This is a genomic window from Ignisphaera sp. (genome assembly GCA_038735125.1).
Classification (GTDB): domain Archaea; phylum Thermoproteota; class Thermoprotei_A; order Sulfolobales; family Ignisphaeraceae; genus Ignisphaera.
In genome coordinates, this window is record JAVYNU010000002.1 from 197518 (window position 1) to 223790 (window position 26273).

At 41.3% G+C, this 26273-nt stretch carries 26 protein-coding genes and 2 pseudogenes; 17 read left to right on the plus strand and 11 right to left on the minus strand.

Features of this window, described 5'->3' with window-relative positions; all coding sequences use genetic code 11:
• Nucleotides 1-3: 3 nt before the first annotated feature.
• Nucleotides 4-1317, plus strand: coding sequence for an NADP-dependent malic enzyme (locus tag QW284_04270; protein MEM0338884.1), 1314 nt, complete (start codon nt 4-6; stop codon nt 1315-1317).
• A gap of 32 nt (nt 1318-1349) precedes the next feature.
• Here the strand turns inward: QW284_04270 and QW284_04275 are convergent, their stop codons facing one another.
• Genes QW284_04275 through QW284_04285 form a run of 3 tightly spaced genes read right to left on the minus strand, consistent with a single transcriptional unit; the run spans nt 1350 to nt 4183 of the window.
• Nucleotides 1350-2066 carry a hypothetical protein gene (locus QW284_04275; GenBank protein MEM0338885.1) on the minus strand — a complete coding sequence of 239 codons (717 nt, stop codon included), beginning with the start codon at nt 2064-2066 and terminating at the stop codon, nt 1350-1352.
• A gap of 34 nt (nt 2067-2100) precedes the next feature.
• On the minus strand, nt 2101-3540 hold the full coding sequence (locus QW284_04280; protein ID MEM0338886.1) for an ATP-binding cassette domain-containing protein: 1440 nt from the start codon (nt 3538-3540) through the stop codon (nt 2101-2103).
• Nucleotides 3541-3571: 31 nt separating this feature from the next.
• Nucleotides 3572-4183: a hypothetical protein gene (locus QW284_04285; GenBank protein MEM0338887.1), complete on the minus strand. Its 612-nt coding sequence runs from the start codon at nt 4181-4183 to the stop codon at nt 3572-3574.
• A gap of 130 nt (nt 4184-4313) precedes the next feature.
• On the opposite strand from QW284_04285, the gene QW284_04290 reads away from it, so the two are divergent.
• Entirely contained in the window at nt 4314-5339 is a 1026-nt protein-coding gene (locus QW284_04290) for a phosphate uptake regulator PhoU (GenBank protein MEM0338888.1), read from the plus strand.
• Nucleotides 5340-5386: 47 nt separating this feature from the next.
• Here the strand turns inward: QW284_04290 and QW284_04295 are convergent, their stop codons facing one another.
• Nucleotides 5387-6370, minus strand: a complete 984-nt coding sequence (locus QW284_04295; protein ID MEM0338889.1) for a sugar phosphate isomerase/epimerase family protein — start codon at nt 6368-6370, stop codon at nt 5387-5389.
• Nucleotides 6371-6535: 165 nt separating this feature from the next.
• On the opposite strand from QW284_04295, the gene QW284_04300 reads away from it, so the two are divergent.
• The 5 genes and pseudogenes from QW284_04300 (at nt 6536) to QW284_04320 (ending at nt 9540) form a co-directional block, all read left to right on the plus strand.
• Complete coding sequence (locus QW284_04300) at nt 6536-6931, plus strand: hotdog domain-containing protein (GenBank protein ID MEM0338890.1); 396 nt, start codon at nt 6536-6538, stop codon at nt 6929-6931.
• Nucleotides 6932-7045: 114 nt separating this feature from the next.
• Complete coding sequence (locus QW284_04305) at nt 7046-7888, plus strand: N-glycosylase/DNA lyase (protein ID MEM0338891.1); 843 nt, start codon at nt 7046-7048, stop codon at nt 7886-7888.
• A gap of 118 nt (nt 7889-8006) precedes the next feature.
• Entirely contained in the window at nt 8007-8240 is a 234-nt protein-coding gene (locus QW284_04310; GenBank protein ID MEM0338892.1) for an alpha/beta hydrolase, read from the plus strand.
• Nucleotides 8241-8260: 20 nt separating this feature from the next.
• Nucleotides 8261-8776, plus strand: a pseudogene (locus QW284_04315) (alpha/beta fold hydrolase).
• A 95-nt stretch (nt 8777-8871) separates the two neighbouring features.
• On the plus strand, nt 8872-9540 hold the full coding sequence (locus QW284_04320) for a DUF3786 domain-containing protein (GenBank protein ID MEM0338893.1): 669 nt from the start codon (nt 8872-8874) through the stop codon (nt 9538-9540).
• Nucleotides 9541-9641: 101 nt separating this feature from the next.
• Here QW284_04320 and glmS read toward each other — a convergent pair whose 3' ends face one another.
• The 6 genes and pseudogenes from glmS to QW284_04350 all read right to left on the minus strand — a co-directional run bounded on the left by glmS (nt 9642) and on the right by QW284_04350 (nt 13628).
• Nucleotides 9642-11462: a glutamine--fructose-6-phosphate transaminase (isomerizing) gene (gene glmS, locus QW284_04325; protein ID MEM0338894.1), complete on the minus strand. Its 1821-nt coding sequence runs from the start codon at nt 11460-11462 to the stop codon at nt 9642-9644.
• 45 nt (nt 11463-11507) lie between these two features.
• A complete protein-coding gene (locus QW284_04330) occupies nt 11508-12188 on the minus strand; it encodes a hypothetical protein (GenBank protein MEM0338895.1) in 681 nt (226 codons plus the stop codon).
• Between the two features lie 71 nt (nt 12189-12259).
• Nucleotides 12260-12445: a chromatin protein Cren7 gene (locus QW284_04335; GenBank protein ID MEM0338896.1), complete on the minus strand. Its 186-nt coding sequence runs from the start codon at nt 12443-12445 to the stop codon at nt 12260-12262.
• Between the two features lie 174 nt (nt 12446-12619).
• Nucleotides 12620-13000: a type II toxin-antitoxin system VapC family toxin gene (locus tag QW284_04340; protein MEM0338897.1), complete on the minus strand. Its 381-nt coding sequence runs from the start codon at nt 12998-13000 to the stop codon at nt 12620-12622.
• Between the two features lie 165 nt (nt 13001-13165).
• Entirely contained in the window at nt 13166-13450 is a 285-nt protein-coding gene (locus QW284_04345) for a hypothetical protein (protein ID MEM0338898.1), read from the minus strand.
• A pseudogene (locus QW284_04350) lies at nt 13443-13628 on the minus strand (IS607 family transposase). The gene QW284_04345 and the pseudogene QW284_04350 overlap by 8 nt, the downstream one beginning before the upstream one ends.
• A gap of 466 nt (nt 13629-14094) precedes the next feature.
• On the opposite strand from QW284_04350, the gene QW284_04355 reads away from it, so the two are divergent.
• From QW284_04355 to QW284_04400, 10 genes are all read left to right on the plus strand, one after another.
• Nucleotides 14095-14859, plus strand: coding sequence for a hypothetical protein (locus QW284_04355; protein ID MEM0338899.1), 765 nt, complete (start codon nt 14095-14097; stop codon nt 14857-14859).
• A gap of 126 nt (nt 14860-14985) precedes the next feature.
• Nucleotides 14986-16443, plus strand: a complete 1458-nt coding sequence (locus QW284_04360; protein MEM0338900.1) for an extracellular solute-binding protein — start codon at nt 14986-14988, stop codon at nt 16441-16443.
• A gap of 101 nt (nt 16444-16544) precedes the next feature.
• Nucleotides 16545-18815 carry an ABC transporter substrate-binding protein gene (locus QW284_04365; GenBank protein MEM0338901.1) on the plus strand — a complete coding sequence of 757 codons (2271 nt, stop codon included), beginning with the start codon at nt 16545-16547 and terminating at the stop codon, nt 18813-18815.
• Nucleotides 18816-18949: 134 nt separating this feature from the next.
• Nucleotides 18950-19939 (plus strand): ABC transporter permease, encoded by a 990-nt coding sequence (locus QW284_04370; protein MEM0338902.1) that lies wholly within the window; start codon nt 18950-18952, stop codon nt 19937-19939.
• A gap of 2 nt (nt 19940-19941) precedes the next feature.
• A complete protein-coding gene (locus tag QW284_04375) occupies nt 19942-20823 on the plus strand; it encodes an ABC transporter permease (GenBank protein ID MEM0338903.1) in 882 nt (293 codons plus the stop codon).
• Between the two features lie 160 nt (nt 20824-20983).
• Nucleotides 20984-21919 (plus strand): glycosyltransferase, encoded by a 936-nt coding sequence (locus QW284_04380; protein ID MEM0338904.1) that lies wholly within the window; start codon nt 20984-20986, stop codon nt 21917-21919.
• 102 nt (nt 21920-22021) lie between these two features.
• Nucleotides 22022-23275 carry a glycosyltransferase family 4 protein gene (locus QW284_04385; protein MEM0338905.1) on the plus strand — a complete coding sequence of 418 codons (1254 nt, stop codon included), beginning with the start codon at nt 22022-22024 and terminating at the stop codon, nt 23273-23275.
• 2 nt (nt 23276-23277) lie between these two features.
• A complete protein-coding gene (locus tag QW284_04390; protein ID MEM0338906.1) occupies nt 23278-23502 on the plus strand; it encodes a hypothetical protein in 225 nt (74 codons plus the stop codon).
• A gap of 67 nt (nt 23503-23569) precedes the next feature.
• Nucleotides 23570-24607 (plus strand): glycosyltransferase, encoded by a 1038-nt coding sequence (locus tag QW284_04395; protein MEM0338907.1) that lies wholly within the window; start codon nt 23570-23572, stop codon nt 24605-24607.
• A 268-nt stretch (nt 24608-24875) separates the two neighbouring features.
• Nucleotides 24876-25079, plus strand: a complete 204-nt coding sequence (locus tag QW284_04400; protein MEM0338908.1) for a 2-hydroxymuconate tautomerase family protein — start codon at nt 24876-24878, stop codon at nt 25077-25079.
• A 777-nt stretch (nt 25080-25856) separates the two neighbouring features.
• Here the strand turns inward: QW284_04400 and QW284_04405 are convergent.
• Nucleotides 25857-26000: a NosD domain-containing protein gene (locus tag QW284_04405; protein MEM0338909.1), complete on the minus strand. Its 144-nt coding sequence runs from the start codon at nt 25998-26000 to the stop codon at nt 25857-25859.
• Between the last annotated feature and the right edge of the window lie 273 nt (nt 26001-26273).

Consider the following 26273-nt stretch of genomic DNA (forward strand, 5'->3'; position numbering starts at 1 on the left):
GTGTTGGAGTCTAACTGGTTTTTGAAGTCTCTTGAGCTTCACCAGCTGTATAGAGGCAAGATCGAGATTGTTCCAAAGGTTCCCGTAACAGGTTTAGACGATTTCTCTATTTGGTATACACCTGGCGTGGCCGAGCCTAGCAAGAGGATTTATCAAGAAGGTGATGACCTCTCGTTCGAGTATACCTGGAGGTGGAACACGGCTGTTGTTGTAAGCGATGGTACAAGGGTTCTTGGCTTGGGTAGCATCGGCCCTGCAGCTGCTTTGCCTGTTATGGAGGGCAAGGCCCTTTTGTTTAAGTATCTCGGTGGCGTGGACGCCATCCCACTTGTTGTTGGTGAGAGGGATCCAGATAAATTCATCTATATTGTCAAGGCTCTTGAGCCGAGTTTTGGAGCTGTTAATCTAGAGGATATAGAGTCGCCGAAGTGCTTCTACATCCTCGAGAGGCTCCAGGAGATTCTAGACATACCTGTTTGGCACGACGATCAGCAGGGGACGGCCCTAGTAACCATAGCGGGTCTGCTAAACGCTTTGAAGATTGTCGGTAAAAAGATTGGAGATGCTAGAATCGTTTTGTTTGGCGCTGGAGCGGCGAATATATGCACATACAAGTATCTCAAGGCTGTTGGCGCGAAACCTGGTAACATAGTTGTTGTCGATAGCAAGGGGCCTTTGCATAGGGGTAGAGCTGATTTGGAGGAGATGAAGAGGGGCAACCCATGGAAGTATAGAATTGCTGTTGAGAGCAACGCTGAAGAGGTTAGAGATGTTGCAAAGGCTTTTGAGGGAGCAGATGTCGTTATAGCGGCTTCATCTCCTGGCCCAGGCGTTATTAAGAAGGAGTGGATAAGGTCTATGAACAAAGACGCCATTGTTTTTGCAGAGGCAAACCCAGTTCCAGAGATATGGCCTTGGGAAGCCAAGGAGGCTGGCGCAAGAATAGTTGCTACAGGTAGGAGTGATTTTCCGAATCAGATAAACAACAGCCTTGGGTTCCCAGCTGTCTTCAGGGGTGTTCTAACTGTTAGAGCCAGGAAGATGACAGATGAAATGTTTTTGGCAGCTGCACACGCAATAGCTAGGTACACAGAGGAGACTGGTCTGCACGAGGATAGGATAGTGCCGACAATGCAGGAGACAGAGATGTATGTGAGAGAGGCTATAGCAGTAGCGGAGAAGGCTATGGAGCTAGGATATGCAAGAAGAAAGATGTCTAGAAGCGAATTGGAGAAGGAGATTAGAGAGGCTATCGAAAGACCGAGAAGGTTTATGGAGATAGCCCTAAGAGAGAACCTGGTCAAGAAATGGAGATAGCCCGCAGACAGAGGTTTGCCCAAGGCCTTTTTTCAAGGAGCTAGAAACAGCGTACAACCCCCAACAACACTGACGGCAAGAACCACTAGAACCTCGCTAAGCCTAGGCCTATCAACTTTTGTTCTAGGCGTTTGTGGAAGACCATACCAGTACACGGCCTGTGCAACATCTCTTGAAAGCAGTATAGAGTGTGTTATCAGCGGCTTCAAAGATTTGTATGCATATCTCCTACCATATTTTAGAAGCGTAGCTGTGTAAGCCTCTGAATAGAGGTTTAGCACAGCGGGTATGAGGGTGAGCACAACAGTTGTTAGACTTGCTATTGATCCGAGACCAGCTTTGCTGAGAACCCATCTAAGCTCTCTTAGGCTAATCCACTGAAAACCTAGGGCGATAATGAGGAAGAGAGCTGTGAGTTTTGCTGTTGAGAGTATCACTGCTTGGGGGGATGGGGCTGCATACCCCATAGCCACGGAAAAAAGCATTGTTGCAAAACCTATTAAAATGAATATTAGCGGCAGTTTCAAGGCGTTTAAAACCCTCTTAAACCCGCCGACCCAAAACGTTAGTGCAAACAGCAATGCAATCGAATATACCGTGAATACTATGTTAGACTCTTTGAAGAGTGTTATAGATATTGTAACCTCTACTAGAAGCACAGCCAGCAAAAGCATTTTTGTGTACAGCGAGAAGCTTGCACCCCCTCTTCTCGATATAAACAAATTTGAGAAGTCTCTAACCAGGCTCATCAACCATCCCCCAACGCATATCTGCGCCTAGCATCTACTCATATACGTATATCCTCTTCGCCAAATCTACAAGGCGCTGTATACCGTTCTCGTTATAGCTAAACGGTTTCAGCACCCCATCCTCGATCTTGTATATCTTGCCACCTCTAATCAGAGGTATGTAGTCTTTAGAGCTTAGTGTCACAATCTTTGCAGAGCTCTCCAGTCTCTGCAGAGCCTCTATAATCTGGTGTGCCTCGAAATATGTAGAGCCTGTAAAGGGCTCGTCGAGCAGTATAACACCATTTTTCGAAGCTATATAGGCTAGGACTGTCGACAACCTCGTTACCTGGCCCCACGACAAATTTAGTGGGGTTGCGCCAAGGTCTGTATAGCCAAAGCTCTTTACAATGCTAGTTCCATACTCGATGCAGTTGCCGCCAATCTTTTTGTGTCTACAGATAGAGTTGATCTCCTCTGCAATACTGTCCTCGGTGATGAATAGGTGGGGTATCTGCGGAACGTACACAACATCAGCATATCTTTTAACAACCCCTTTTACAGGCTTTACAACCCCTGCCAAGATTCTTAGAAGAGTTGATTTGCCAGATCCATTAGCACCGTAAACAACTATGGTATCCCCTCTGCAAATCTCCATGTTGACCCCTCTTAAAACCCATTTCGAATCCTCATACCTGTGCCAAACATCTCTCAACTCCAAAACAACATCACATCTACTCGCCGGGCCACCGCCACCATATCTATACTCGCTATGTGCAGGCGGTGCAGACCCATCTGTATTCAAACCTCTGAAGAGCTCTTTGCCAAGCTTTTCCAGCAAGTCTCGCCGCATTATATAAATCTCGTCGACTAGATCCAGCAGATGTTTGAATCTGTGCTCAAAGACTATAACCGTTTTTCCAGAGCTTCTAGCAACTCTAATGGTATTCAAAATAACTTCAGTCCCATCAACATCGTCAAGCCACATAAGAGGTTCGTCAAGTATCAAGACACTTGGATTTGTTATGAGGGCTTTTGCTATAGACAACCTCTTTAGCTGTCCCCCCGAGAGGCTTGTTATTGGCCTCTCCAGAAGGTCTTTAACTCCAACTGCTTGTGCAACTCTATAAACATGCTCTAATGCGCTTTCTCCATAGACTGTTTCCGCATAGCTGACTAGGTCGTCTATTGGTATGGGCTCTAAAAAATGTGTGTATGGGTCTTGGTTGACCATCTGGACACAGCTTTGGATCTCCCTCAAACCCATCTCCTCTAATCTTTTTCCGCACAGCTGTATCTCCCCCTTGACCTCGGCACCAAAAATGCTTTGGGCCACACCTGTCAATGCTCTTGCAAAAGATGTTTTTCCACACCCACTCCTACCAATGATGAGCACAGTCTTTTCAGTATCTACAGAAAAGCTTATGTTTTTCAGAACCCAGTCCTCTTCCCCATATCTAAGCCAGAGATTCTTGACATCCACTACCCTGTTCATTGATAGCCTCCTTCAATAATAAAACAGAGTATTAGATAATTCGAAGCCTTTTAAGCGATGCCCATATGGAAATCGATAGTGGGGCTACATAGCAAACAATAATCGCGTTGAACAATGCTATAAATGGTAGATAGGCAACTGTGAAGCTATATCCAGCCTCCAGCGACTTTACCCACCCAGCCCACACAAGCCAGTATGGGGTCACCAAATAGTTTAGCAGAGACATTAGGCCGACTCTGCATATCAAAGCAGAGGCAAATGCTATAATAGATGATGTTTTAGCGCTTGCACCCCTTCTTGAGAGTATTTGTATTGTTGCTGCAAGCGGCAGGGCAGTTGCAATTTCTGCTACAATCTTCATTGTCGGCCCCACAACCTTTGTCGGATCAGATGTTAGCAACACGCTGCCGAGCCAGAAAATTGGTGCAGAAATCAATGTGTATCTCATATCGATTAGCGCTATAATGGCTATTGGCACCCCAGCCAAGTCGAATTTTAGAAATGGTGCTAAGGGGAATGGCCACTGGTATATGTGTAGCACTATTGCAAGAGCAGTCAAAACAAGTATCAAAACCAGCTCGACTATGTTGGTCACCGTTTTCATTACCTTAAAACTTGGGCTCGCCGTTGCGGAACTGCCCATGGTTTGCCCACCTAGCATGTGTATATGGATCGGCTGAGCTGTTTTGCTATATAAGGTTGGCTCTCTAAGAGCTATCTAGTTAAAACTTTTTAAACTAGTTTAAACACTGAAGTGATATTGGGTGTTGCTATTGAGGAAAATCTATAGGTTGCAGGGTATTGGAGGCTCTATATATGTTGCATTGCCTAAGGAGTGGCTCAGAAGATTCAACTTGGATAAGGGCTCTGCTGTCGAGGTCTCTCTGGAGTCTGATGGAAGTCTTAGGATAGCCCCTATTAGAGAAGGTGGTGAGGGGGCTGGCGAGGAGAAGAAGCATTTGAGTGAGATAGAGATTTTTGTTGAGAGGCCTGGCGATGTCTACACATCGCTTTTAACAGCATATCTAAGGGGTTTCGACATGATAACACTTAGATTCTCTACAAGTGCTATTGAAAGAGAGGTTAAGAGTGTTATAGACTCTGCCAAGGATCTTCTCCTAGGCCTGGAGGCGGTGGAGATTGAGAGTAGCTACATAGTTTTGAGGGTTCTTGCATCAGAAGACATGGAGATGGACTCGATGGTCAGAAACATGCACAAAACAGTTAGGTCCATGTATCTAGACGCCCTAAACTCCCTCAAACAAAACGATGTTGAGCTGGCAAAAGCTGTTGTTCTGAGAGACAGGGATGTAAACAAACTCTACTTCTACCTAACAAGAACTATAAGAAGAAAGATACAGACAGTCTCCCTAGACCCAAAAACACTTCTAAAGCTAGTCGATATGAGAATGCTCATAAAATTCATAGAGGAGATAGGAGACGAAGCCAAAAACGCTGCCTCTGCATTGATAGAAGCCTTCTCAAAAAATCTCAAAATAGATGAAAACTACGCCACCCAAATAGAAGACGCCGTCAACAGAGTAGACGAGATCTACAAAAACGTCGTTATGAAAGCACATGAAAAATCCATCGAAATATCAGAGCTAAGACAACACATGAAAACATGCTTGAATGTTAGAGACTCTATGAGGAGCTTGAGAATAAAGCTGGCTGAAGAGGGAAGAGACTACTACTGGTTCCTAGAGTTCATAAAATCATTTGAAAGCATAGCTATGAGCGTCTACGACATTCTAAGCCTAATGCCATTCGAAATAATATCCACAATGATCTACGAATAGAGCTTCGCTCTATGCTATTAAAAAGTAAAAAAGTGTTTTAGTGTATGCTAATGCCTCAACAGCTCTCTTATCAGTTTCTGGGCTTCTATCGGGTTGTTGGAGTCTATGACTTTTCTTATTCTCTCCCATCCGATGCTCTCTAGAGCTCTGTATATGGCTCTTACGTTCTCTATGCTTTGTCTGACCATCTCGGCTGCGTCTAGGTATCTTGGGAATAGGTCTAGGCCGAACCAGCCGCTGTAGTTTGTTTCTTTTAGCCAGTATAGGAGCTCTGCAAACTCTAGTAGGTGGACGCTTGCTGGGAATAGGTCTAGGTCTACCTCTGTGAATATGTCGTTTAGGTGTAGGTGGTACAATGCGTTGTATCTGGATATGAGGACTATTGCCTCTGGCACATACTCTTTAGCTAGTTTTGCATGGGCAAACTCTACGTTTATACCAACATTCTTTATGCCCTGCATCCTAAGCTCTAGTATTGTTGTCAGGGCTCTTGCTGCTGAGCCGTGTAGGAGGTAGCTCGATGGATCCTCTATCTTGTACTCCAACGCAACCTTTATCTCTGGCCCATACTCGGCTACCTCTCTTATAGAAGAGACATAGTTGTTCCAGAGCTTCCTATAGTCTGTTGTGAATGGGAAGTCAAAACCTTCTCTACCTGGCCATATAATTAGTATCTCTGCCCCCAACTCCCTAGCTATATCTATTGCCTTCTTACATCTTTCAACAGCCCTCCTCCTAGTACTCTCATCGAGTGCCGATAGCGCTCCCCTAGCCCACTGAGCCTCCTGGGAAAGCACAGGGGCTATAGCCACAGCCCTTAGATTTGCAGTTGATAGAGCGTCTTTAACCTGCTTGACGTTCTCTTCATTGACTTCTGTTGGATAGTGGAACTCCAGGCCCTGGAGACCCTCAACCCTGCCGGCCTCTTTTATCAGCTCAACAATTGGCTTGGCAGGTTTGTAGCCCGTTGGAGCAAACCTCTCTACACCAGCTCCGAAGACCCATATACCAGTTGAAAACCTTATCTCCATTTTCATGCACCACAATCTAATAAAAGAGTTGGAAAACATTAAAAAGTTTACTGTGTTAACCTCATCCAATAGCCTAGTCTATGCGGGAACGTTTATTCACATGGAAAAACCTATAAGGATTTCCCTGCAAATTCTTATGTCCAAACATATAGTTGGGGTTGTGCCATGCACCAAGACCTTAACGATGTGGTTATACCTGTGGGCATTAGATGCACAGAGTTTTATAGGGTTGGGGATGCACATGTTGCGTGGCATGTCGGTGCTCTGTCAACCCCCTCTATGATACTTTTTATGGAGTTGACTGCAATGCGATGTGTTGAAAAGTATATTCCCATTGGCTACACAACCGTTGGCTTTTCTGTTAATGTGAGGCATGTCAGTCCAGCCCCTCCAAACGCTGTTGTTAGAGTTGAGGCAGAGCTTGTCTCTAGGGAGGGTAGAAAGCTTGTTTTCAGTGTTAGGACGTTCCTTGGTGAGAGGGTTGTTGGTGAGGGTGTTCACGAGCGGTATATAGTCTTTGTCGAGAGGTTTTTGGACAAGATAAGAAGGTCTTGGCTATGAAGACTTGTATTCTCCAAAACCATTGCTGTGGCTAGAAATAGTTAATAGGTTTTCTCGCTAAACCAATAGCCTAGCTGTGGATCTTGTCAGCAGGTTCTTATATGGGGAGGGGGGTTGCTGGCTATAAACAGTAGAAGAGTTGATGAGCTGGCTGAAATGGTTAGAGCCATTGGGCTGGAAAAGATAGTGGTTTTTGAGGATATTGACCCCCAGTTCGAGGCTATCAAGAACCTGTCTAGGGTCTGCGGCTCTACAGCCTATCTCCTAGCTGTTCTCAATAGCGTTATCAGCTATAGGCTTTCCCAGCCTGGGGAGGTTTACTGGAGCCTCTTCTCAGACTATGCAAAAAGCAGGTGTAGGTCGATCGAGGGGCTGGAAAAAGCTGTTGGGCTTGTCAAAGAGTTTGCGAGAATGTATAACAGGGTTGCAGTTGATCAGAAGCTTAGAAGACTTGAGAAGATTGCTAGGTGTAGCCAGCTGGAGCAGGCTGTTTTGTCGACGGATCTAGAGGCTGTTAGGAGGGAGATAGCTCTGTGCCTAGATGTGGAACAAGACTCCAAGACCGTTGTTTTCTCAGCTAAAATGGTTTACTATGTGCACAAGGCACTCAGCAAAAAGGTGTCTATACCGATGACAATTCCAATACCTGTAGACAGCAGAGTTGCCGCAATAACCTATCTATCAGGAGCTATAGACGTAGTTGGCGAGGCTACTAGCGAGGGCCACCCCCTACTCAAATACAGCAAAACAATTAGAGACGTGTGGATGGAGATAGGCAGGAAATCCTCTACCCCACCACTAAACCTAGACGCACTCATATGGCACTTCGGAAAATACCACAACACAAAAAGCATAGACCACATATACGCCTCGGAATACAGCAAACTCAGGCAGTTTCTAACACCAGATGAGATAATGCTTATAATAAGAAACCTCTTCTACAGATTAACCAAATGAGCGCCCCAAGATGGATATGGGAAATGAGCTAGCAAATCAACTCAATTGCCATTGCAAAAACAGTTATAAAAAATATAAAACTTATATACTGGAAATACGATTATTATACTGCGTGACCATGCCTATGATCTGCTTCGAAAAACCTACAACATTTCCGAGTGCTGGCTATGAGCTTTCAGCCCATGTCCACATCCCGCCTCAAGGCCCAAAGAACATGGTTCTCATGCTTCACGGCTTCACAGGTTTTAAAAGCGAGGTCAACAGGCTTTTCATCGATATTGCAAGGGCTTTGTGTAAAAATGGCGTTGCTGTCTTCAGATTCGATTATAGGGGGCACGGAGATTCCCCCTAGACTTCGAGGAGTTCAGATTTGAGTATGCTGTTGAAGATGCTGAAAATGCTTTGAGGTATATCTCAGAGGCTTACAGACCCTCAAAGATCTTTTTGATCGGATTGAGCATGGGAGGCAATATAGCTGTTAGACTAGCGAAGACCTATAGCAATAGGATCTCTGGTGCAGTCCTACTCTCACCTGGTCTCAACGGCGTTGAGCTTAGAGAGAGGATGAAGAGATCTATTGTTAAGATCGGCAACTACTACTACTTCGGCGCCTATAGACTAACCGAAGACCAGGTTGAGGAGCTTCACAGAGACAACCTCATTGAATGGGCAGACAAAATATATGTGCCAATGTTGATAATACATGCGAAAGACGATCAAGCCATACCATACACACAATCACAACAATTCTTCGAGAAGCTGGCCGCCAAAGACAAGAAACTGGTTTTATTAGAGTCAGGAGGGCATGTATTCTCTACATATGAATCCAAGACAAGGGTTATAGAAGAGGTTGTGAATTGGGTCAAAGAAAGGGTTGGCGAAAAATAGAATAAGAGGTTACCTGCTAGTTAGTATTTTGAATGCTTTATTATAGAAGCTAGGTATATTTAACCCGTTTAAATTAATACAGGGCTGTGGTGGTTATGTGCTCTGGTTATACTCCTTGGTGGAAAGAGGTTTGGGGTTGGGATAGGGTTAAAGATGTTTTAAGGACTTTGCCTGGTAGGCTTGGTTTCGAGAGGAATAGGTATTTGAGGTTTTTTAGACTTAGGGTTGATCTAGAGTCGGGAGAGGTTTTTGATGAGGTTTTAGAGAGGTTTTTAAGTGAGAGGGAGAGATATGGGCTATACTATGTGCTGTATAACTATGCACAAACAGCTATTGATATTGGGGAAAGCAGAGAATACATCACATTAACACAGATATGCCCTGCTGTTCACTGCCCCATGGTAAAGCAAAATATAGATGCGTTCAAGGTACTTGTAGATTCTGTCTTCTCATCCAATCCAGACCTTCTATACAAAGCTGCTGAGACATTTAACTACGAGAAAATAGATTTTGGGGATGCAGCTGTGAAGGTGTATACATTGCCGAGAGTCCCAATAGTTGTTGCTATATGGTTTGGCGAGGAAGGCATGCCATCATCAGTCTCACTGTTATATGACAAAAACGTTTCTAGCTACCTCGAATGCGAAGCAGCCTCAATCATGGGCGGGGTTCTGTTGGCAAGACTAATAATATCACTAGGCAAGTCAGCAGGTATAGATATAAGCAACGTTAGATATGGCTATAGGTATCAGTGCCCAGAATAAAGCCTCTGACAGGTTTATTTTTGTAGATTGTTTTCTAGTAATCGTAGCAATGTTCATTATAACGCTATATTCTTTTAAAATATCGTGTTGTTGGGAATATGTTAGTGGATGGTTTTTGATAGGTATCTTGGATTGTCGACAGGTCTATTCAAGATTAAACCTAGCCTATATGCTATAAACTGTATTGGAAGTGATAGTACTATTGGCGCTAGGTGTCTTGGTGTAGGGGGGATAAGAATCTTTTCAATATTTGTCATTTCGCGGAGTTTGGAATCGGTTTCAAATCCTATAGCAATGGTTGTAGAGCCTTTTTCTGATGCCATTGATATGAGTTCGTAGGTTGCTTGTAAAGCTTGTTGCTCTATAGGCATTATAAATATTGTGAAGATTCCTTGCTCAATTATTGTCTGCGACCCATGCTTAAACTCGCCTGCTTCAATACCTTCAGCGTGGATATACGCAGTTTCTTTCAATTTTAGTGCAGCTTCTAATGCTAGCGGATATGTAATACCTCTGGAAATCACATAACCACTCCTACAACCAGCTATACTTTTAACAATATTCCCCACCTGTACATCAACAAAACTTGTATAGCTAGCCAATTCGCTAGCAAGCCTTCTAACCTTCTCAACCATGTCACCATATTCATCTTTGCCAATCCTATGATTCGCAACGCCAGCCTTCAATGCAAGGAGGTATAGTAGCAATAAGGTAGATGTAAACGTCTTGGTAGCTGGAATAGCCACTTCTGGACCAGCACCAATTGGTAGGTAAAGATTCGATAGATTAGCTAATCTAGAGCCGATATAATTTGTGATGCCGAGAATTGTTGCTCCTCTTAGCTTAGCCTCGAAAACAGATGCTAGTACATCACTTGTTTCACCAGATTGTGAAATTGCTATAACAACTGTTCCAGGCTTAACACTATCTACATGGTATAGTGGGAACTCAGCAGCACTCACAACAGTAGATGCTATTCCAGCTAATTCCGAGAGGTAGTAAGAGCCTATATTAGCCGCGTAGAGGCTAGAGCCGTTGCCTATAATAAAAACTTTTTCAGCATCTGCAACAAGCTTGGCTGCAAAAGATAGGTATTTCTCTTGAACAGAATACAAGGTTCTTAAAAGAGATTCTGGAACCTCATAAATTTCTCTAAGCATGTGGTGTGGATACCCATCTTTATCAACATACCTGGCATCGATATCCATTTGTTTGAACTCCTTATCTACTCTATACCCCTTAGTATTCTCAACGACAACACCATCTTCGCTGACGACAGCTATTTCACCTTCATTAAGCTTGAAATACTTTTCAGCAAGTCCATGCATAGCTCCTTTACCAGATGATACCACCACATAGTCGCTGGATACACCTATGTATAGAGGTGGCCCATGAACATAGGCTGCAATGCATCTACACCTCGAATCCAATATAGATAAGCTGTAGTATCCATTAACATCCTTCAAACCGTTTCTAACAGCAGTTAAAATGTCCTCACCTTTGTTGAGATGCTCCTCAATGATATGTGCAACAACCTCGAAGTCGCATTTAGAAATAACTTTGTGTTCCCTCATAATCATCTCGTCTTTCAGCATTTCATAGTTGGCTATAGCCCCGTCTCCAGCTACAGCTATTCTATTGTTGCAATCTGTGTGTGGCTGGGTATTGCTTATATGTGGCTTGCCATGTGTAGGATATCTCGTATGCCCTAGTGCAATCCATGAAGAGAGGCTACCCAGCCCATACTTGTCATACACACCATCTATCCTCAGAACATCTTTGTATACAGCAACGCCATTGTCACCTGTTATCGCTATTCCGCTACCATTAAAGCCTCTGTACTCAAGAAGCTTAAGACCCTTAGAGACAACGTCAATAACATTGAGTTTCTTAGGGGATAGTGCAGCGAATATTCCACCCAATTCACGAACACCTGATATAGAATATTATGGTTTTAGATTATAAACTCATTGGTAAACAAATAGATAGCCTCCTTCATATTTTATAACACCTAGAGATATGCCAAGCCTAATCAAGTTTAAAACACTTTCTCTATCCATATTCAACTTTTTAGAGACATATTTGAGGAAATCAGAGGCTTTCACAGATCCAAAGTTTCTAACAATAACATCCAACTCATCAATGATGTATTGGAGATCTTGGGGAATCTCGTACTCGACAACCCTGCAGTTAGCAATCTTTAGAAATGTGTAAAACTCTTCTCTGCCACCTGAAATCCTCGATAATCTGTATAGATTAGGCCCGCAGCCCCTCACACTATAAACAGCATAAGACATTTTCTCAAACCCTGGTCTCTTCCCAAAGCGACTTGTAATACATATCACGTTTGTGCCCTCATTACCAAAACAATTACTAGCTTCATCAACAATTTTTATGACATGATATTGTCTGGTAGAGGATATGCAAAGACCATTTCTAATCTCGCTATCGCCACATAGATCTACAACCACATGTTCTGAGATGTTGGAACCCCCAAAATCTATGCATGCACCAATACCTCTATTATCCAAACCCTCTAAAAGGTGTATAGAGAAAGCTATGTTAAAGTTGCTGTAAGGTGATATAACAACAACCCTACCACTTCTGATTATGTCAGATAAAATGTTGTTTAATCTAGCCATCCTCAAGGAGGTATCCTTAAAGAATATTTGTAGAACGTTATTAAAAAATATTTGCTTTTCTAAATCTAAATTTTGTTTTAGCTGCATTCTGGGTAGTCGTCTGGTACTTTTGCTCTGAAGTATTTTCCTGATGCTGGATCTTGGAATAGGCCTATCTTAACCCCTTTCCTACCCTTTGGAGACAGGCTCCAGACCTTCTTTGGAACAAGCTCCTTCTCTCCACCCTCAGGCATCTTAACCTTAACAGGCTTTGTACAGGCCATTCAAACCACCGAGAAGATAGGTAAGAGAAAACAAGCTTAAAAACATGGTGATAGGCGTGGAGCTTACGTATATGTTATAGGTTGATCCTATTTAATGCAGTTTTTAGGTATAAACATTGTTCAGAATATTTTTAATGTTCATCGAATTTGATCTAAGTTTCATTAACTATTTTCCTAGAGCGATGTTAAACTGGATTGAGTGATCCCATAATAGAATGGGGTGTTTCCTGACAGAGGAGAAGCTCTTAGCTGGCTTGATAGGATAATGACCCAAAACTTCAATAGGATGTTCGACGAATAGCAGAAAAATTCGACATATTCTATGAGGATAGTTGCACAGACAATAGCTATATCCACTTGTTTTCTATCGCTTGTCACAAGCTCTGTTCCCATCTCTTTTGCGGCTACAATGAAGAGTGCATCGTATATGGTGATCTTCTCGTTGACTGCTAGGCTAAAGGCTTTTGCGAGAAACCTCCACTGGTCTGTAATAGGTATGGCCTTCTCCTCGGCGTCTACACGATTGTATGGGTGTTCTATGTGGTGCTGGTGCATCTAGCACTCTACTCAACTCTGTGGGGTGTTCTCAGACTCTCCAAACCCTACCTGTACGTTGCCATAGCAATCTATCTCCTGAACCTAGTCCTCGTACTTGTGGGGCTCTCAGACCATAACCTCATCCACTACGTCCACACCTACACACTAGGTCACGCAGGCCTCCTACCAGGACTGGGGCTCACAACAGCAATCGAATGGCTTGGACTCAAAGCATCCACCAGACAGTGGAAAAAGCCCCGCGGCTACCAGCAAGAGTGAGGCGTTTCCACCCTCACGGTACTTCAAAGCTTTTAATCTCGTGAAACTCTTTGCATTGCTTCTAACAGCAAATATTGTTAGCTGCTCAACGATGTTGCAGTACATGCCCTCCAGCTCAGCAAATACCCTAAATGCTTTTCTCGGGAGCTTAACACTTCTAACGATAACAGTCCTCGCTATTCTAGCCACTCTTCTCAACCTCTTCTAGGAGTCCTCTGAAGTCTTCTACTAGCTTCTTCTTCCTGTGGCTTCTCATACTGTAGAGCTTTCCAGCGAATGATGTTACTGTGGCTGCCAAGTCCTCGACTAGCTCTTGGTATGCATCTTTAGGTTCTTCACCATAGACAACTTCTATCCTAGCACCATACTGCTTAGAGAGAACTCCTACAAGTCCATCAGAAACCAGCATTCTATACAAGTAGTAAAACCCATCTCTATAAACCTTCGCCAAATCGTTTGTAAATGATTATGACATTGTATCACAGCATATAGGGACACTTAAAAGTACACAAGTTGTGATATCATGTCAAGATTTTCAAAAACTCCAACCAAGAGTGTTATATGAGGAAAATCATATGGTAATGAAAAGTCGTAGCAGTTATGATGTACTCGCTAACTCTAGTTATTCTAGGTCTAGGTTTAGAAATAATGTGCATGGGATTCAAATACATCGAATAAAGCCAGTATCACATTTACATTGTGGTAGAACCATTATCGATTTTCTGGCGACTTTAATGTTGTGACATGATATCATCAAGACAATACTTAATACAAGTCTCAACACTGTTTTTAAATGCATATTTCAAGTCGAGTTGTAAAGGTGGCTGTTAACCATGTCAAAACGTGTAAAATCTAGAGGTAGTACCATCAGAAATATTATTGGAGGGGGTGTACCAATCGTTTTGATAATTGTTGGCATTATGCTAGAAATTGGGGGGCTTATGTTGCTGCTTTTCAAAGGCATTGATGTGATAATTGATGAATCGGTATTATCTATTCCTAGGTCTTTCTATGGCGAAGTAGAGATAGGTGTTCCTCCATACCGTATAGTCTATGAGAATATTTCTTTAGTGAGAAATGTTGAATTAATTGGAGGGGTGGCTAAGGATATCTCGGAGTTCAGTATTAAGAATAGATCCTACTACCCAATAATCATAACGATTAGAGCTAGATCGATTAAACAGCCTATCAACCTCTATATACAGTTCATAAATGCCTCTACAAACACTGTAATTGGGGGGATAACACCATCTAATAGCACACCATATCTAGATGGACAATTCATAGTCGACGCTGTTCTTCCACAGGGTAGCTACAGAGTTAATGTTTTATCTAACTATAACACAACAATATACTATTTAGCAGTATCTGGCATAGCAATAGTAAATAATACAAGAAGTGTTCTTGGAATAAACTTCTCCCCTCAAACAGCGTATAACTACTTCATAAAGTATGTTAAGGGATTAAACGTAACTTATTTAGCGATATCAATATTTACAATGAATATAGGCTCAATGTTTATAGTGATAGGAACAATAATGTTTATTGGGAAAGATACTCTATTGATGAGATTGGGCAGTAGAAAACGAATGAAATGATGCCATGCCATGGCCCCTATCATAATATAACGATCTTGTCACGGCATTCAGCGCGACATTATGAATATTTTTAAACTCTATAAAAGTTCGTAATATAATGAAAAAGCTAAGTGAAGTGTGTTGTAAATGAATAAGAATATAGACACTATTGTTGGTTGGGCAATCATAATAATTTTAGTTGCATCAGTCATATACCTTCTACTAGCAGCTAAACCCGTCGTACAACTACCTGAACTGGGTGCCAAAGGCAATTATACACTATACATTGTGACTACATGGAGTCAATGGCGTATCGATGACTTTAGGCAGTGGATGTATTATCAAAGTGGTGTTGGATTGGGAGGGGCTATGATAGTAAAACCCCCAGCCGCACAAACTCTTGGAATAACCAAAATGGAGTTCACATCGAGTAAACTTAATATCAGCAAATGGGCTGAGCTGGCGATGTCTGGCGAAGTTTCAGGCTTTATGACAGAAGGAATAAGCTATGAAAATGCCACCAAGCTATGTAAAGCCGGGGTTTTCAAGCCCATTGAGTCTGTATACGTAGTTTCGGTAGCTCAAAATCTTCCCCAAATCTTTAAGGGTTATACTGATGATGGAAAGCTGTGTTGGGTTGCGATGTGGTTTTATGCAAACAATGTATGGTTTGTCAATACCAGGGTAGCACAAAGGCTAAATGTTAGTATACCGCAATCCATTGAAGATCTTCTTAATCCACAGTACGCCGCGGTCTTACTCAAAGGTAAAGATGTCTTAGTTTGGGGTAGCCTTGATGAGACCCCAACTATTGCAATGTTTGATGCAATTCTTCAGCGTTATGGTTGGGAGCAGGGCTGGGTCTATATAAAATATCTTGTTGCCATCTCCCATATGGCAGCAAGCGTCCCTGAAGCCAGGTCAGAGGTTGCATTCTCAAAAACCATGATGGCTGTAATGGACTTTGGTAGTGCTGCTGATGGAACAGCTCTTGGCAAGAACCTGACAATAATTGTTCCCAGAGGCTTAGTAACATATAGCATAGGTATTGCAGGTATTGCTAGAAATGCGGATGCCGAGGCTACAGAAGGAATGTCAAGACTCATAGGATATATGTTAACAGCTGCACAAAACGATGTCATGCTTACCCGTTGGAGAGGAGAATACCCGACAAACCCAACTAACAACCCCAGCAAATTTGCTGTTTACTACAAACAACTAGTTGATAATATCTATGGCAAGTATAACAGCACACTAGCATCAAAGTTAGATCCTGTTGTGAAGACATATCTAGGAGTTCTCTTCGATAGTGAGGTTCAGTCGATGCTCAAAAATATTGTCAAGGCGCTAGCAAAGAAATATATAGAAGGCTCGATTGACTTAAATGCATACTACAGCATTATCAACGAAATGGGCAAGATCCCAACCTTTACAGATCCTAGAACAAACACCCCAATTAAGCTAGATATCAGTACAGCGCTAGAGCTTGCCAAAGCTATAAATAGTGGTGAAATCACCAAAGACGAACTACAAGCTAGTATGAAGAAAGCAGAGCTACAACACCTACAAATGATTGCAAGCGGCATTGGATTAACAGAAACTTAAAACAATTTTATAATTTAAAATACAGTTTTTATAGTTTAAACCGCACTAGAACGATAAAACTTTTAAAGCCAGAACGATTTTTCTTATTTATGGTGTGAAGAATGCCATATCTCGGTATTTCAAGAAAGGATGTGTCAAGAGCACTAATGATATCTGCAATACTCATATTATTGATTGCCTTGGAAATCAAAACCTTCATTGTCCAAGCCCAAGTAACACTCCCAAGAGAGCAAACACTAGTAATAGCATATGCCGGTTCAAACCCAACCCTTTGTTGGAATCCATTTGCTGGGGGAGTAGTTGGAATTGATGATGCAATGAGACATCTATCCTACATTCCAACAGCTGCTCTAAATGGATACAACCTTACATGGACATTTCTACTAGCACAAAGCCTAACATTTGATGGCCAAAACATTGTCGCTAGGGTAAAAATATGGGATAATGCTAAGTGGAGTGATGGAACACCAATAACAGTTAAAGACATTATAGGGAGCTTCAATCTCAGCAGACAAATTGGCGGTGGCTGGTGGGGTGACTGGAATGTCTACAACTATGTTGCAGTAGATGATAAAACATTTGAATACTACATAGGGAGAAGGCCAGGTCAGGATATGCCGAAGAGAGAATCAATAAGAAGCGTAGTACAAGGAGGAGTTATATATGTAAGACCACTGCCATACCATGTGCTAAAAGCTAAGGTTGATGAAATGGGCGATGCAATGAAAAGCAAGTGGTGTAACGATAAACCAGATGAGCAAGTGGTGTCAGGACCATATAAACTATACTACTTCGACTCAACACAGATAATCTACCAGAGAATTGACAATTGGTGGGGCAAAGATATATTTGGCCTTCCAGCTCCAAAGTACATAAAGTTCGTCTACTACAGAGATGCACAAACAGCTGTTGCAGCACTACAGAGTGGAGATGTCGATGTATACCTCGGTTATGCACCACGCCCACAAGATTTGATTGCTGCAGGTATAGGGACATGGTATAAAAAATCGCCATACTTCCTATCTTCTGGAGCAGTGTGGCTCTTCTTCAACTTCAACTACTCAATATTCCAGCCAATCGAGGTTAGAAGAGCTATTGCATGGGCAATGCCATGGGATCAGATAGTAAACTATGCAGCGCTAGGCTTGACAGTACAGCCATCTATGACAGGTCTAAATGATCAGTACCCATTCCTAAGAGACTTCATCAATACAGATGCATGCAAAGAGTACTGGGGCACACCAACATGTAGACCTGCACAAAACTTGACTAAAGCAAAGCAGATACTGGATAGTGCTGGTATTGTGGATAGGGATAAAGATGGAATTAGAGAACTTCCAGATGGAACAAAGCTGAAGTTCACGATAGCTGTTCCAGCAACCTATACAACCTATGTGATAGCTGCACAGCTAATAGCCAACGCCCTAAACCAAATTGGAATGAAAGTTGATGTGGATACACAAGATTATAGAGTTTGGGATCAGAATCGTAGAGCAGGCAAACTCATGGCAACCCTCGGAAACGCAGGCGGTGGGATAGGGACGGCCACACCATTTACAGACATGTATGGAAACGCATTTGAATACAACAACTACAAGCAGTGGGCTCTCTGGTTCAACTATAGAGACGACGATGTTACATCATTTATAAGTGAGATGAACTTCAACTACATGTTCCCAGATCAGCTAAAAGATGTTGTGAAAACATTCCAAGAGGTTATACTATTCGATAGACTGCCTGCAATACCAGTAATGTACGATATAGTGTATTACATGTATAACACAAAGTACTGGGACGGGTTCCCGAATGCAGAAAGAGCTTGGTGGTATATACCATGCTGGTGGGGTGAAACCTTCTTCTACTTCCTAATAGTTCCTAAGGGACAAACTCCACAAATGCCGTGGTATCTAAAACACATATCAAAAGGAGGTGCAACAATACATGGATGGTACGACTTCTACAAAGCTCAGGGACTTGCTATAAGAAATGCCACATCGACAACATGGACTGTAGTACCATCTTCACCAACAACTACTACTCCTGTAACATCCCCGACTACTCCTGTCACAACTGCGACAACCACTACTCCCCCAACATCATCCCCAGCCACAACAACACCTCCTGCAACATCCCCATCTCCAACACAAACACAGACCGTTGCCACACCAACACCAACAGTAACAGTTACAGCAACAATTGAGAGGAGTGTTACAGTACCGTCAACAGTAACAGTATTATCAACAAAAATAACAACAATAGTATCAGCATCACCAACAACAATAGCTCAAACAAATTGGACTATGACAACAGTGTTAGCAGTAGTGCTTCTAGCAGTCGGAATAGCAATAGGATGGACAATAAAAAGAAAATAAATATATAAATATATATTTTTTAATTTTAATCTTAAATTTGTGGCTCAACCTTAATATTAAAAAGGTTAAGGGGTGTATCAAGTACGAGCTATGTAATAAGGAAAATAAGTGATGCATTCAGAAGTCCTTTGGTTATGTATGTAATAGAAAAGTTGGCTATGTTCGTATTTGTTTATATAATTGCCTTGCTAATAGTTTTTTTACTTCCTAGGTACATACCTGCCAATCCCTTTGCAACATTATTAGGCAGAATTATTAGCCAATATATCTGGACCCCTGAACTAATCCCAGAGGTCTATGCGAGAGTACTGAGCTATTTCGCTGTAGACAAGCCTGTTTATGAACAGTTTTTGACGTTTTTAAAGGGAGCTTTTGTCGGGGATTTTGGGATTTCGATATCAATGTTCCCTAGGAGCGTCTCAGACATAATCATGATGGCCCTTCCATGGACGCTGGCACTGATGGTTCCAGCAACAATTGTGTCATGGACTCTTGGAAACTATATTGGTGCTTATGCTAGCTATAAACGAGGTAAGACAGCTGAAAAAATTATTCTCGGATATTCATTCATAGCATCTTTCATTCCTCAGTATTGGCTTGCAATGATGCTGATATTTGTATTTGCATATGGATTGAGATTATTCCCAGCTTTTGGAGGTAGTAGCATTCCACCATCATTGTCACTGTCATTTATCACTGACTTCCTCTGGCACTACACATTACCATTTCTATCAATTGTCATAATTAGTATAGCGGGCTGGATGAGGAGTATGAGGTTCGTAGCGACACCAGAACTTGGCTCGGATTACATACAATTTAGCGAATCTCTTGGAACCAGAGATGGAATTCTATTTAGATACGTCCTCAGAAACTCTCTATTGCCTCAAGTAACAGGTTTAGCACTATCACTAGGATCTGCAATAGCTGGTCAAGCATTGGTTGAGGCTGTGTTTGGTTATCCAGGTCTTGGATACTACTTGCAGATGGCAATAGGATCAATAGATTACCCACTTATACAAGGAATCTTTGTGATCTTAATAGCTACAACATATCTTGCAAACTTTTTAGTTGACTTCATCTATGTTATTATAGATCCTAGAATAAGAATTGGTGGGGGGCGATAGAAATGGCTTTAGAAACTACAATGCGTAGGCCAAAAATGACATTATTATACATCCTTTTGGGTAACAGAAGATTTATCTTGGGCTTAATAATATTTGTTGTGCTTTTTGTTATGGGAACTATCGGGCCTTTGATATATAGAGTAAACCCATTAGCTATAGGGAATTATCCAGCCGATTTACCGCCATCTTTGGAGCATCCCCTAGGCACCGATGCTCTAGGGAGAGACGTGTTTGCAATGTTTCTTAATGGCATAAGGAACTCCTTATACGTAGGCTTTATAACAGCTGTGATAGCAACACTAATAGGGTTACCCATAGGTGTTGTTTCAGGTATGAGAGGAGGCACGTTTTTGGATGAGGTGCTAATGGGGTTAACAAACATAGTTTTGTCTATACCATCATGGTTAGTGGCAATTCTAGTCTTATCTATGATTCCCTCAGAACAAAGAGGTGTAGAAATCGTAGGTGCAATATTAGGGTTATTCAGCTGGCCCTGGTTTGCAAGAGCTATTAGAGCACAATTCTATAGCTTTAGGGAAAGAGATTTTGTTTATCTATCAAGAATTGCAGGCTACAGCGACTTAAGAGTGGCTTTCGAAGATATACTACCTAACATGGGCGCATTCATACTATCATCTTTCACATCATTTATAGCTACAGGGATTGGTGGAGAAGCTGGTTTGGCTGTAATAGGCGTTGGTGTAACAAAACACGTTTCCCTTGGTATGATGCTCTACTGGGCACAGGTATACCAAGCATATGTAAGAGGTGCATGGTGGTATTTCATTCCAGCAGGCCTAACAATAATCCTATTAATGCTGTCTATGCAATTACTTTCACTAGGAGCCGAAATAATATTTAACCCTAGACTTAGAGAAACATAAGAAAACAGATATGAATCACCTTTTTATCTTATCAACATTTTATCACTATTAAAGAGAAGATTAGAATACTATGATGTGTTCATAATTCTTCAACTTCAATGCCCATATGAATAACCTTTATATATTGCACATAGATAATATGATCTTGTGTGGTTTCATCATGGATATAGTAATGTCTATGATTACAAGGGATAGCACTGAGAAGGTTGGGGAGGAGGCATTTTACAAGGTATGGAAGTCCTCTCTTCAGATACCATATAAACTCATAATACTTGTCGATGACTCTATCTCTTCTAGAACCAGAGATTTTGTTAAAAGGTTTGCTGATGAGCATGGAAAAGAGCTAATAGTGTTGAAGAGCAGGCTTTATGGCTATCACAAAGCGACAAGAGCGACTGCTAGGCAAACAGCTATAGACATATTCTTTGAGAATACCAAAGCAGATTGGCTGTTTTTCCAAGATGACGACTTCGTTCTTGGCGATGGCTGGTGGGAGAAGGCGCTACAGCATATCTCACAAAGTGATGTTGGGCTAATTTGGGGTATAGATTATACACCGTATTGGCGAGGAAGAATTGAATGGATGTCAGCAAGAGGATTTCAAGAGAAAAGCTATGCCATACAAAACTTTGCTATTAGAGGTGGTTTACATGATACCTTGCTCAGGCGCGAGGCTATAGAGGGGGTTAGGCTGCCCCCATGGCTACATGTATATGAAGATGCATGGATAAAGAGATATGTTGAATGTAAAGGCTTTAAATGGATTATAATTGACGTAAACAACATACATCTTAGATATGCTGGAGATAGACTTTCTAAAGAAGATTTTGTGTCAATGGCGAAAGCAGCCTCGCTGTTAAATCTTAAAACCATATCATTATCACAAGTACTTAAAGTAGTTTTTGGTTTGCCAGGCTACATCTATTATTCCAGCAAGGCATACAAGTCTCTAGGCAAAGGCATTACAATATGGAGAGAAAGAGCCTCTTACTACACCAAGTACTACTATTATTATATTATTTACTTATTAAAAAGGACAAGAAAATTTGGAAACAGAAGCTTATGTGATGTTGTACTGCATGGCATTACATATTAACATTATATAGCAGATTCATATAGCTTAAACTAAAGCATTTTAGGTTAGTAAATTTATAAACCTTGGCCTCTTCAGTTTTGTTATACATGGGTGTTATTTAATATGGATAGCTATGCTGTTATAGCTCATCGCTTTTGGAATAGACCTGGTGGAGGAGAGGTTGTATGCGCAGCAACGGCATATACATTCGATATTATGGGCTTCAAACCTGTTCTGGCATCTATTGGCGGTATTGATATTGGTGAATATGATAGTTGGTTTGGGATAAATTTCTTGGATAAATACCCTAAAATTACTTTATATCCCTTTAAGATTGGGTTTTTCGGTATCTATCTAAGACTTTTGATGTGGAGAGTTATTAAGAAGGCTGTAGAGAGGTTTTCTCCACAAATAGTTTTTGTTGATGAGCCTACATACAGACCTGTTATAAATATTCTAAAGGAGAGAAATGTGAAACTTATCGAATATATCCACTCGCCAATTGAAGCATCGATAGATGCGAGATTTAAAGGTTCTGGGCTTCACTATACAGAAGATCCCTATATCCTTGAGAGATTTAGCAAATTTCCACTTAGCATCTATTGGAAGATGTATGTAAAGCTTTTGCCAAGATATTTAAGGGAAAATCCATTTCAAGTAGCGTCACTCGTTTTGGCAAACTCTAAGTGGACTGCAAACATCATTAAGCAACTCTATGGCGAGAGTCCAGAAGTTTTAAATCCTCCAATAGCACCAAATGTAGAGATTGTTGAGAAACCAAGAGAGTTTAGTGAAAGAGAGAATGCTGTGGTTATGTTGGGGAGATTTGCAGAAGAGAAAAGGTATCACTGGATTGTAAGAGAGGTTTTGCCAAAACTAAGAAGAGAAGCATTAAATACAAAGCTGTACATTTTTGGAGGTGCAAAAACAAAAACAAGTCTAAATTATCTAGCAAAGTTAGAGAAATTAGCATTTGAAATGGGATTCAAGGTGTCTAAGGATATTGATGCAGAGGCAGATGTGTATCTAATACCAAATGCATCAAGAAGCGCAATAAATATGGTTATGGACAATGCAAAAGTATTTCTGCATGCAACGGTCAATGAGCATTGGGGAGTAGCAATAGCAGAGGCGATGGCTAGAGGCCTACCTGTAGTGCTACACAAGTCTGGTGGTGCTTGGAGCGACCTAGCAGAAGAGGGGGTATATGCGCTAGGGTATACAAACCCAGAAGAGGCTGTAGAAGCTATAGCAAAGCTCTTAACAGATGAAAAAACATGGAAAAAACTCTCAAGGCATTCTATTGAGAAAGCAAAGGATCTAACACTAGAGAAATTCGTTGAGAGGTTGTCGAAAATTCTAACGAGGGTCTTGTAGGCATGGAAAGCTATTACAACACTACAGAAAAGCCTAGTATAATATGCGTAGCAAATCCTTCGCCTATTTATAGTGGCGGAGGTTTAAGGGCTTTAAGATCATTAAAGGAGTATTCAAGGCACTTCAAAATGCACCTCTTCTTGTTGCGTCCGCCGTTCGGGAAAGAGTTGGAGAGAGATAATGGAGGAGGTGGCTATCATCAGAAAAGCGTTGAGGATGTAATATGATAATGTCTGCTAGATTGCATAGTATCTTTAAATGCTTTTTGTTTATATGTTTCACTAGGCGGTGTTTATGAAACAAGGAATTGTTTTTATTGCTTGGTCTAAGCTTAGTAGAAGGTCTCGTGATTTAGCTAGAGAGCTTGGTGCAAACCTCATTTTCTTTGCCGATAAACCCCCATATCTATCTACATTTGAGAAGACTAGAAGGTTTTTAGAGCGTGAGAAACCTGATGTTGTCTTTGTCCAGCTTCCTCAGGGCCCTCTCCTCTGGCTTGCTCTAAGACTTTCTAAGAGGCTTGGCTTTAGGATTGTTGCCGATGTTCATACAGGCTTTGTTTATATCACATCTTTTAAAGGCTTTGTACTCAACAAGCCTTTTAACCACATGCTTAAAGATGCTGACTTAGTTATTGCTCACAATCCTTTGCAGAGAAGCTATATTATTGAAAAGCTTGGGCTTGTAGAGGAAAAGACTATTGTTGTTTATGATCCGATACCAAAATACATTAAGGATGTTGATAAACAAGTTGAGGGTTTGGATCCTGGAAAATACATTGTATTCCCAGCTTCGTGGGCTTCAGACGAGCCCATAGACTTTATAGTTAAAGAGTTTTTGTCATCAGAAATATCCGAGGAGTTCAAGCTCGTTATAACAAACGATTTTAGAAGAAATATGCGGCTATATAGAAGAGTTGAAAACACTCTAAAAAAGTTTTCTAGTCTAGACAAGGTTGTGATATCTGGGTATCTTGAGGAGCCTCAGTATCGATGGGTTATAGAGCATAGCAGAGCCGTTATAGCGGCAACTAATAGAGAATACACAATGTTATCAGCGATATGGGAAGCTGTAGGATTTAGAAAACCATTTATAGCATCTAAAACAAATGCTATTAAAAGTATTGTTGGCGAATACCCATGCCTATTTCAGCTAGCAGAAGGAAGTTTGAGGAAGGTTCTCGAAAAATGTTTCAATGAAATAGATGTAGAGTCTATAGCTAAACCTGTTATAAGTAAGCTGGAAAGATTGTCGCAAGAAAGCATTGAGAATTTAAAGAATTTGTTGAAAGCTATGATCAGCGACAGTTCTACCTCTTACAACAAAGAATAAGGCTTTTTTAGCTATGCACTAGCTCTTGTAGAAGAAAAGGGAGCCAGGTATGAGAGTATGAGGCAAAGCATTCTAAAGTGTTTTAGGCTGTTAGAAATGTCATCCAGACCCAGCTTTTTGTGCCCTCATTGAGCGCATAGAAACATCTACAAATATCAAAAAGGTAAGATCAACAACAATCTCCAGCTATGTATTATTTATTTTACGAAAACTAAAAATATGTGCAAATATGTAAAAGTTTTTGTATAACTTTTCGGGGGTTTGTTCTATGCCTGTAGTTGTTGTGTATATGTGGAGTGGCGTATCTAGAGAAGCTAAGGAGAGGATAGTTAAGGGTATAACCAAGGTTTTTGAAGAGCTTGGAATTCCGCCCCAAGCTGTTGAGGTGATAATCCACGAGGTTCCCAAAGAGAATTGGGGTGTTGGGGGAGAGATAGCAGATGTGAAGTTCAGAGAAGTTAAACCCCCGTAGAACTAACGAGAATAGAGGCAAAGGTCATTTATGAAGATTTTGATAATTAATGGTGCTGGGCTTATAGGACATAACTTAGTCTTGTATTTAGCTGGGAAGGACTTTGATGCAACCGTTTTAAATATACTTAGGAATACTGGTACACCTGTAGCCAGAGCTGGGCGCCAGATTCTTTGAAGGCTGTATAAACTTTGATGTGGTTATCCATACAGCTACATATGTAAGCTTTTCTGAATATATTGAGAAAAGACTGTCGAACACCTAGACTAATTTATATGTTAGATGGTGTTGCTGACAATGCCCACCTTGAACCTAGCTATCTAGGCATCTTCTTTGCTAGGACAAAGCTAGGATTATGGCTTGTGTGCTTGGCTAGCATGTTTCTAGAGAATACAGGATGAGATTATGATTAGATGCGCTGTTTTTGATTTGGATGGTGTTTTGTTTGAACAAAAACACTACACAAACAAGCAGCTTAAAGAAGCTATAACACCATACAACAAAATATTCTTCAGACCCACAAAAAACTACAAAAAAGATCACAAACCCAAAACAAATACAAAATAACCAAGATCTAAGACAACAACAAAAATGTTGCCGATGCAGTTAAAGCTATTCTCCCCCACACAAAAATAGTTCACTATAGGATTGGACTCTGAAAAACCAAAGAAAGCACTTAGCTCACAGCACAGACTATCCAGCACATTGTATTTTAACTACTTTGTAGTGAAAAAGCTTTATATTGTCTCTACAAGGCTCCTCAAAATCTCTGCATACCTAGCTAAAGCCTGTTCCATTTGGCGATGCCCAGTAGTTTCCACCACTCCTGTTGCCCCTAACAATATTCTTGCCAGGGGATAGGATGGTATTCCAGTAGTTCATGCTATCGATAATGTCAACATCTTCAATGTTATTAAACAATTGTTATAAATGATATTTTTATTGGAATATACTATGAAAATGCCAACAGCACTGTTATTTGCAATGGTATTGTTAAAAAAGATTCTCCAAGGGCTGTGTTCACATAACCGTTAACAACTGTGTTATTTGTAACAACGTGTATGATGCTCTGTAAAGATTTGTGCCGTGCCAGCTGTTGTCCATAATTCTACTTTCTATCCTTGAGAAGTTTGTCTCGAAAACTCTATCCCTATAGTGGTTCTCTCAATCACCAGATTCCTCACAGTGATGTAT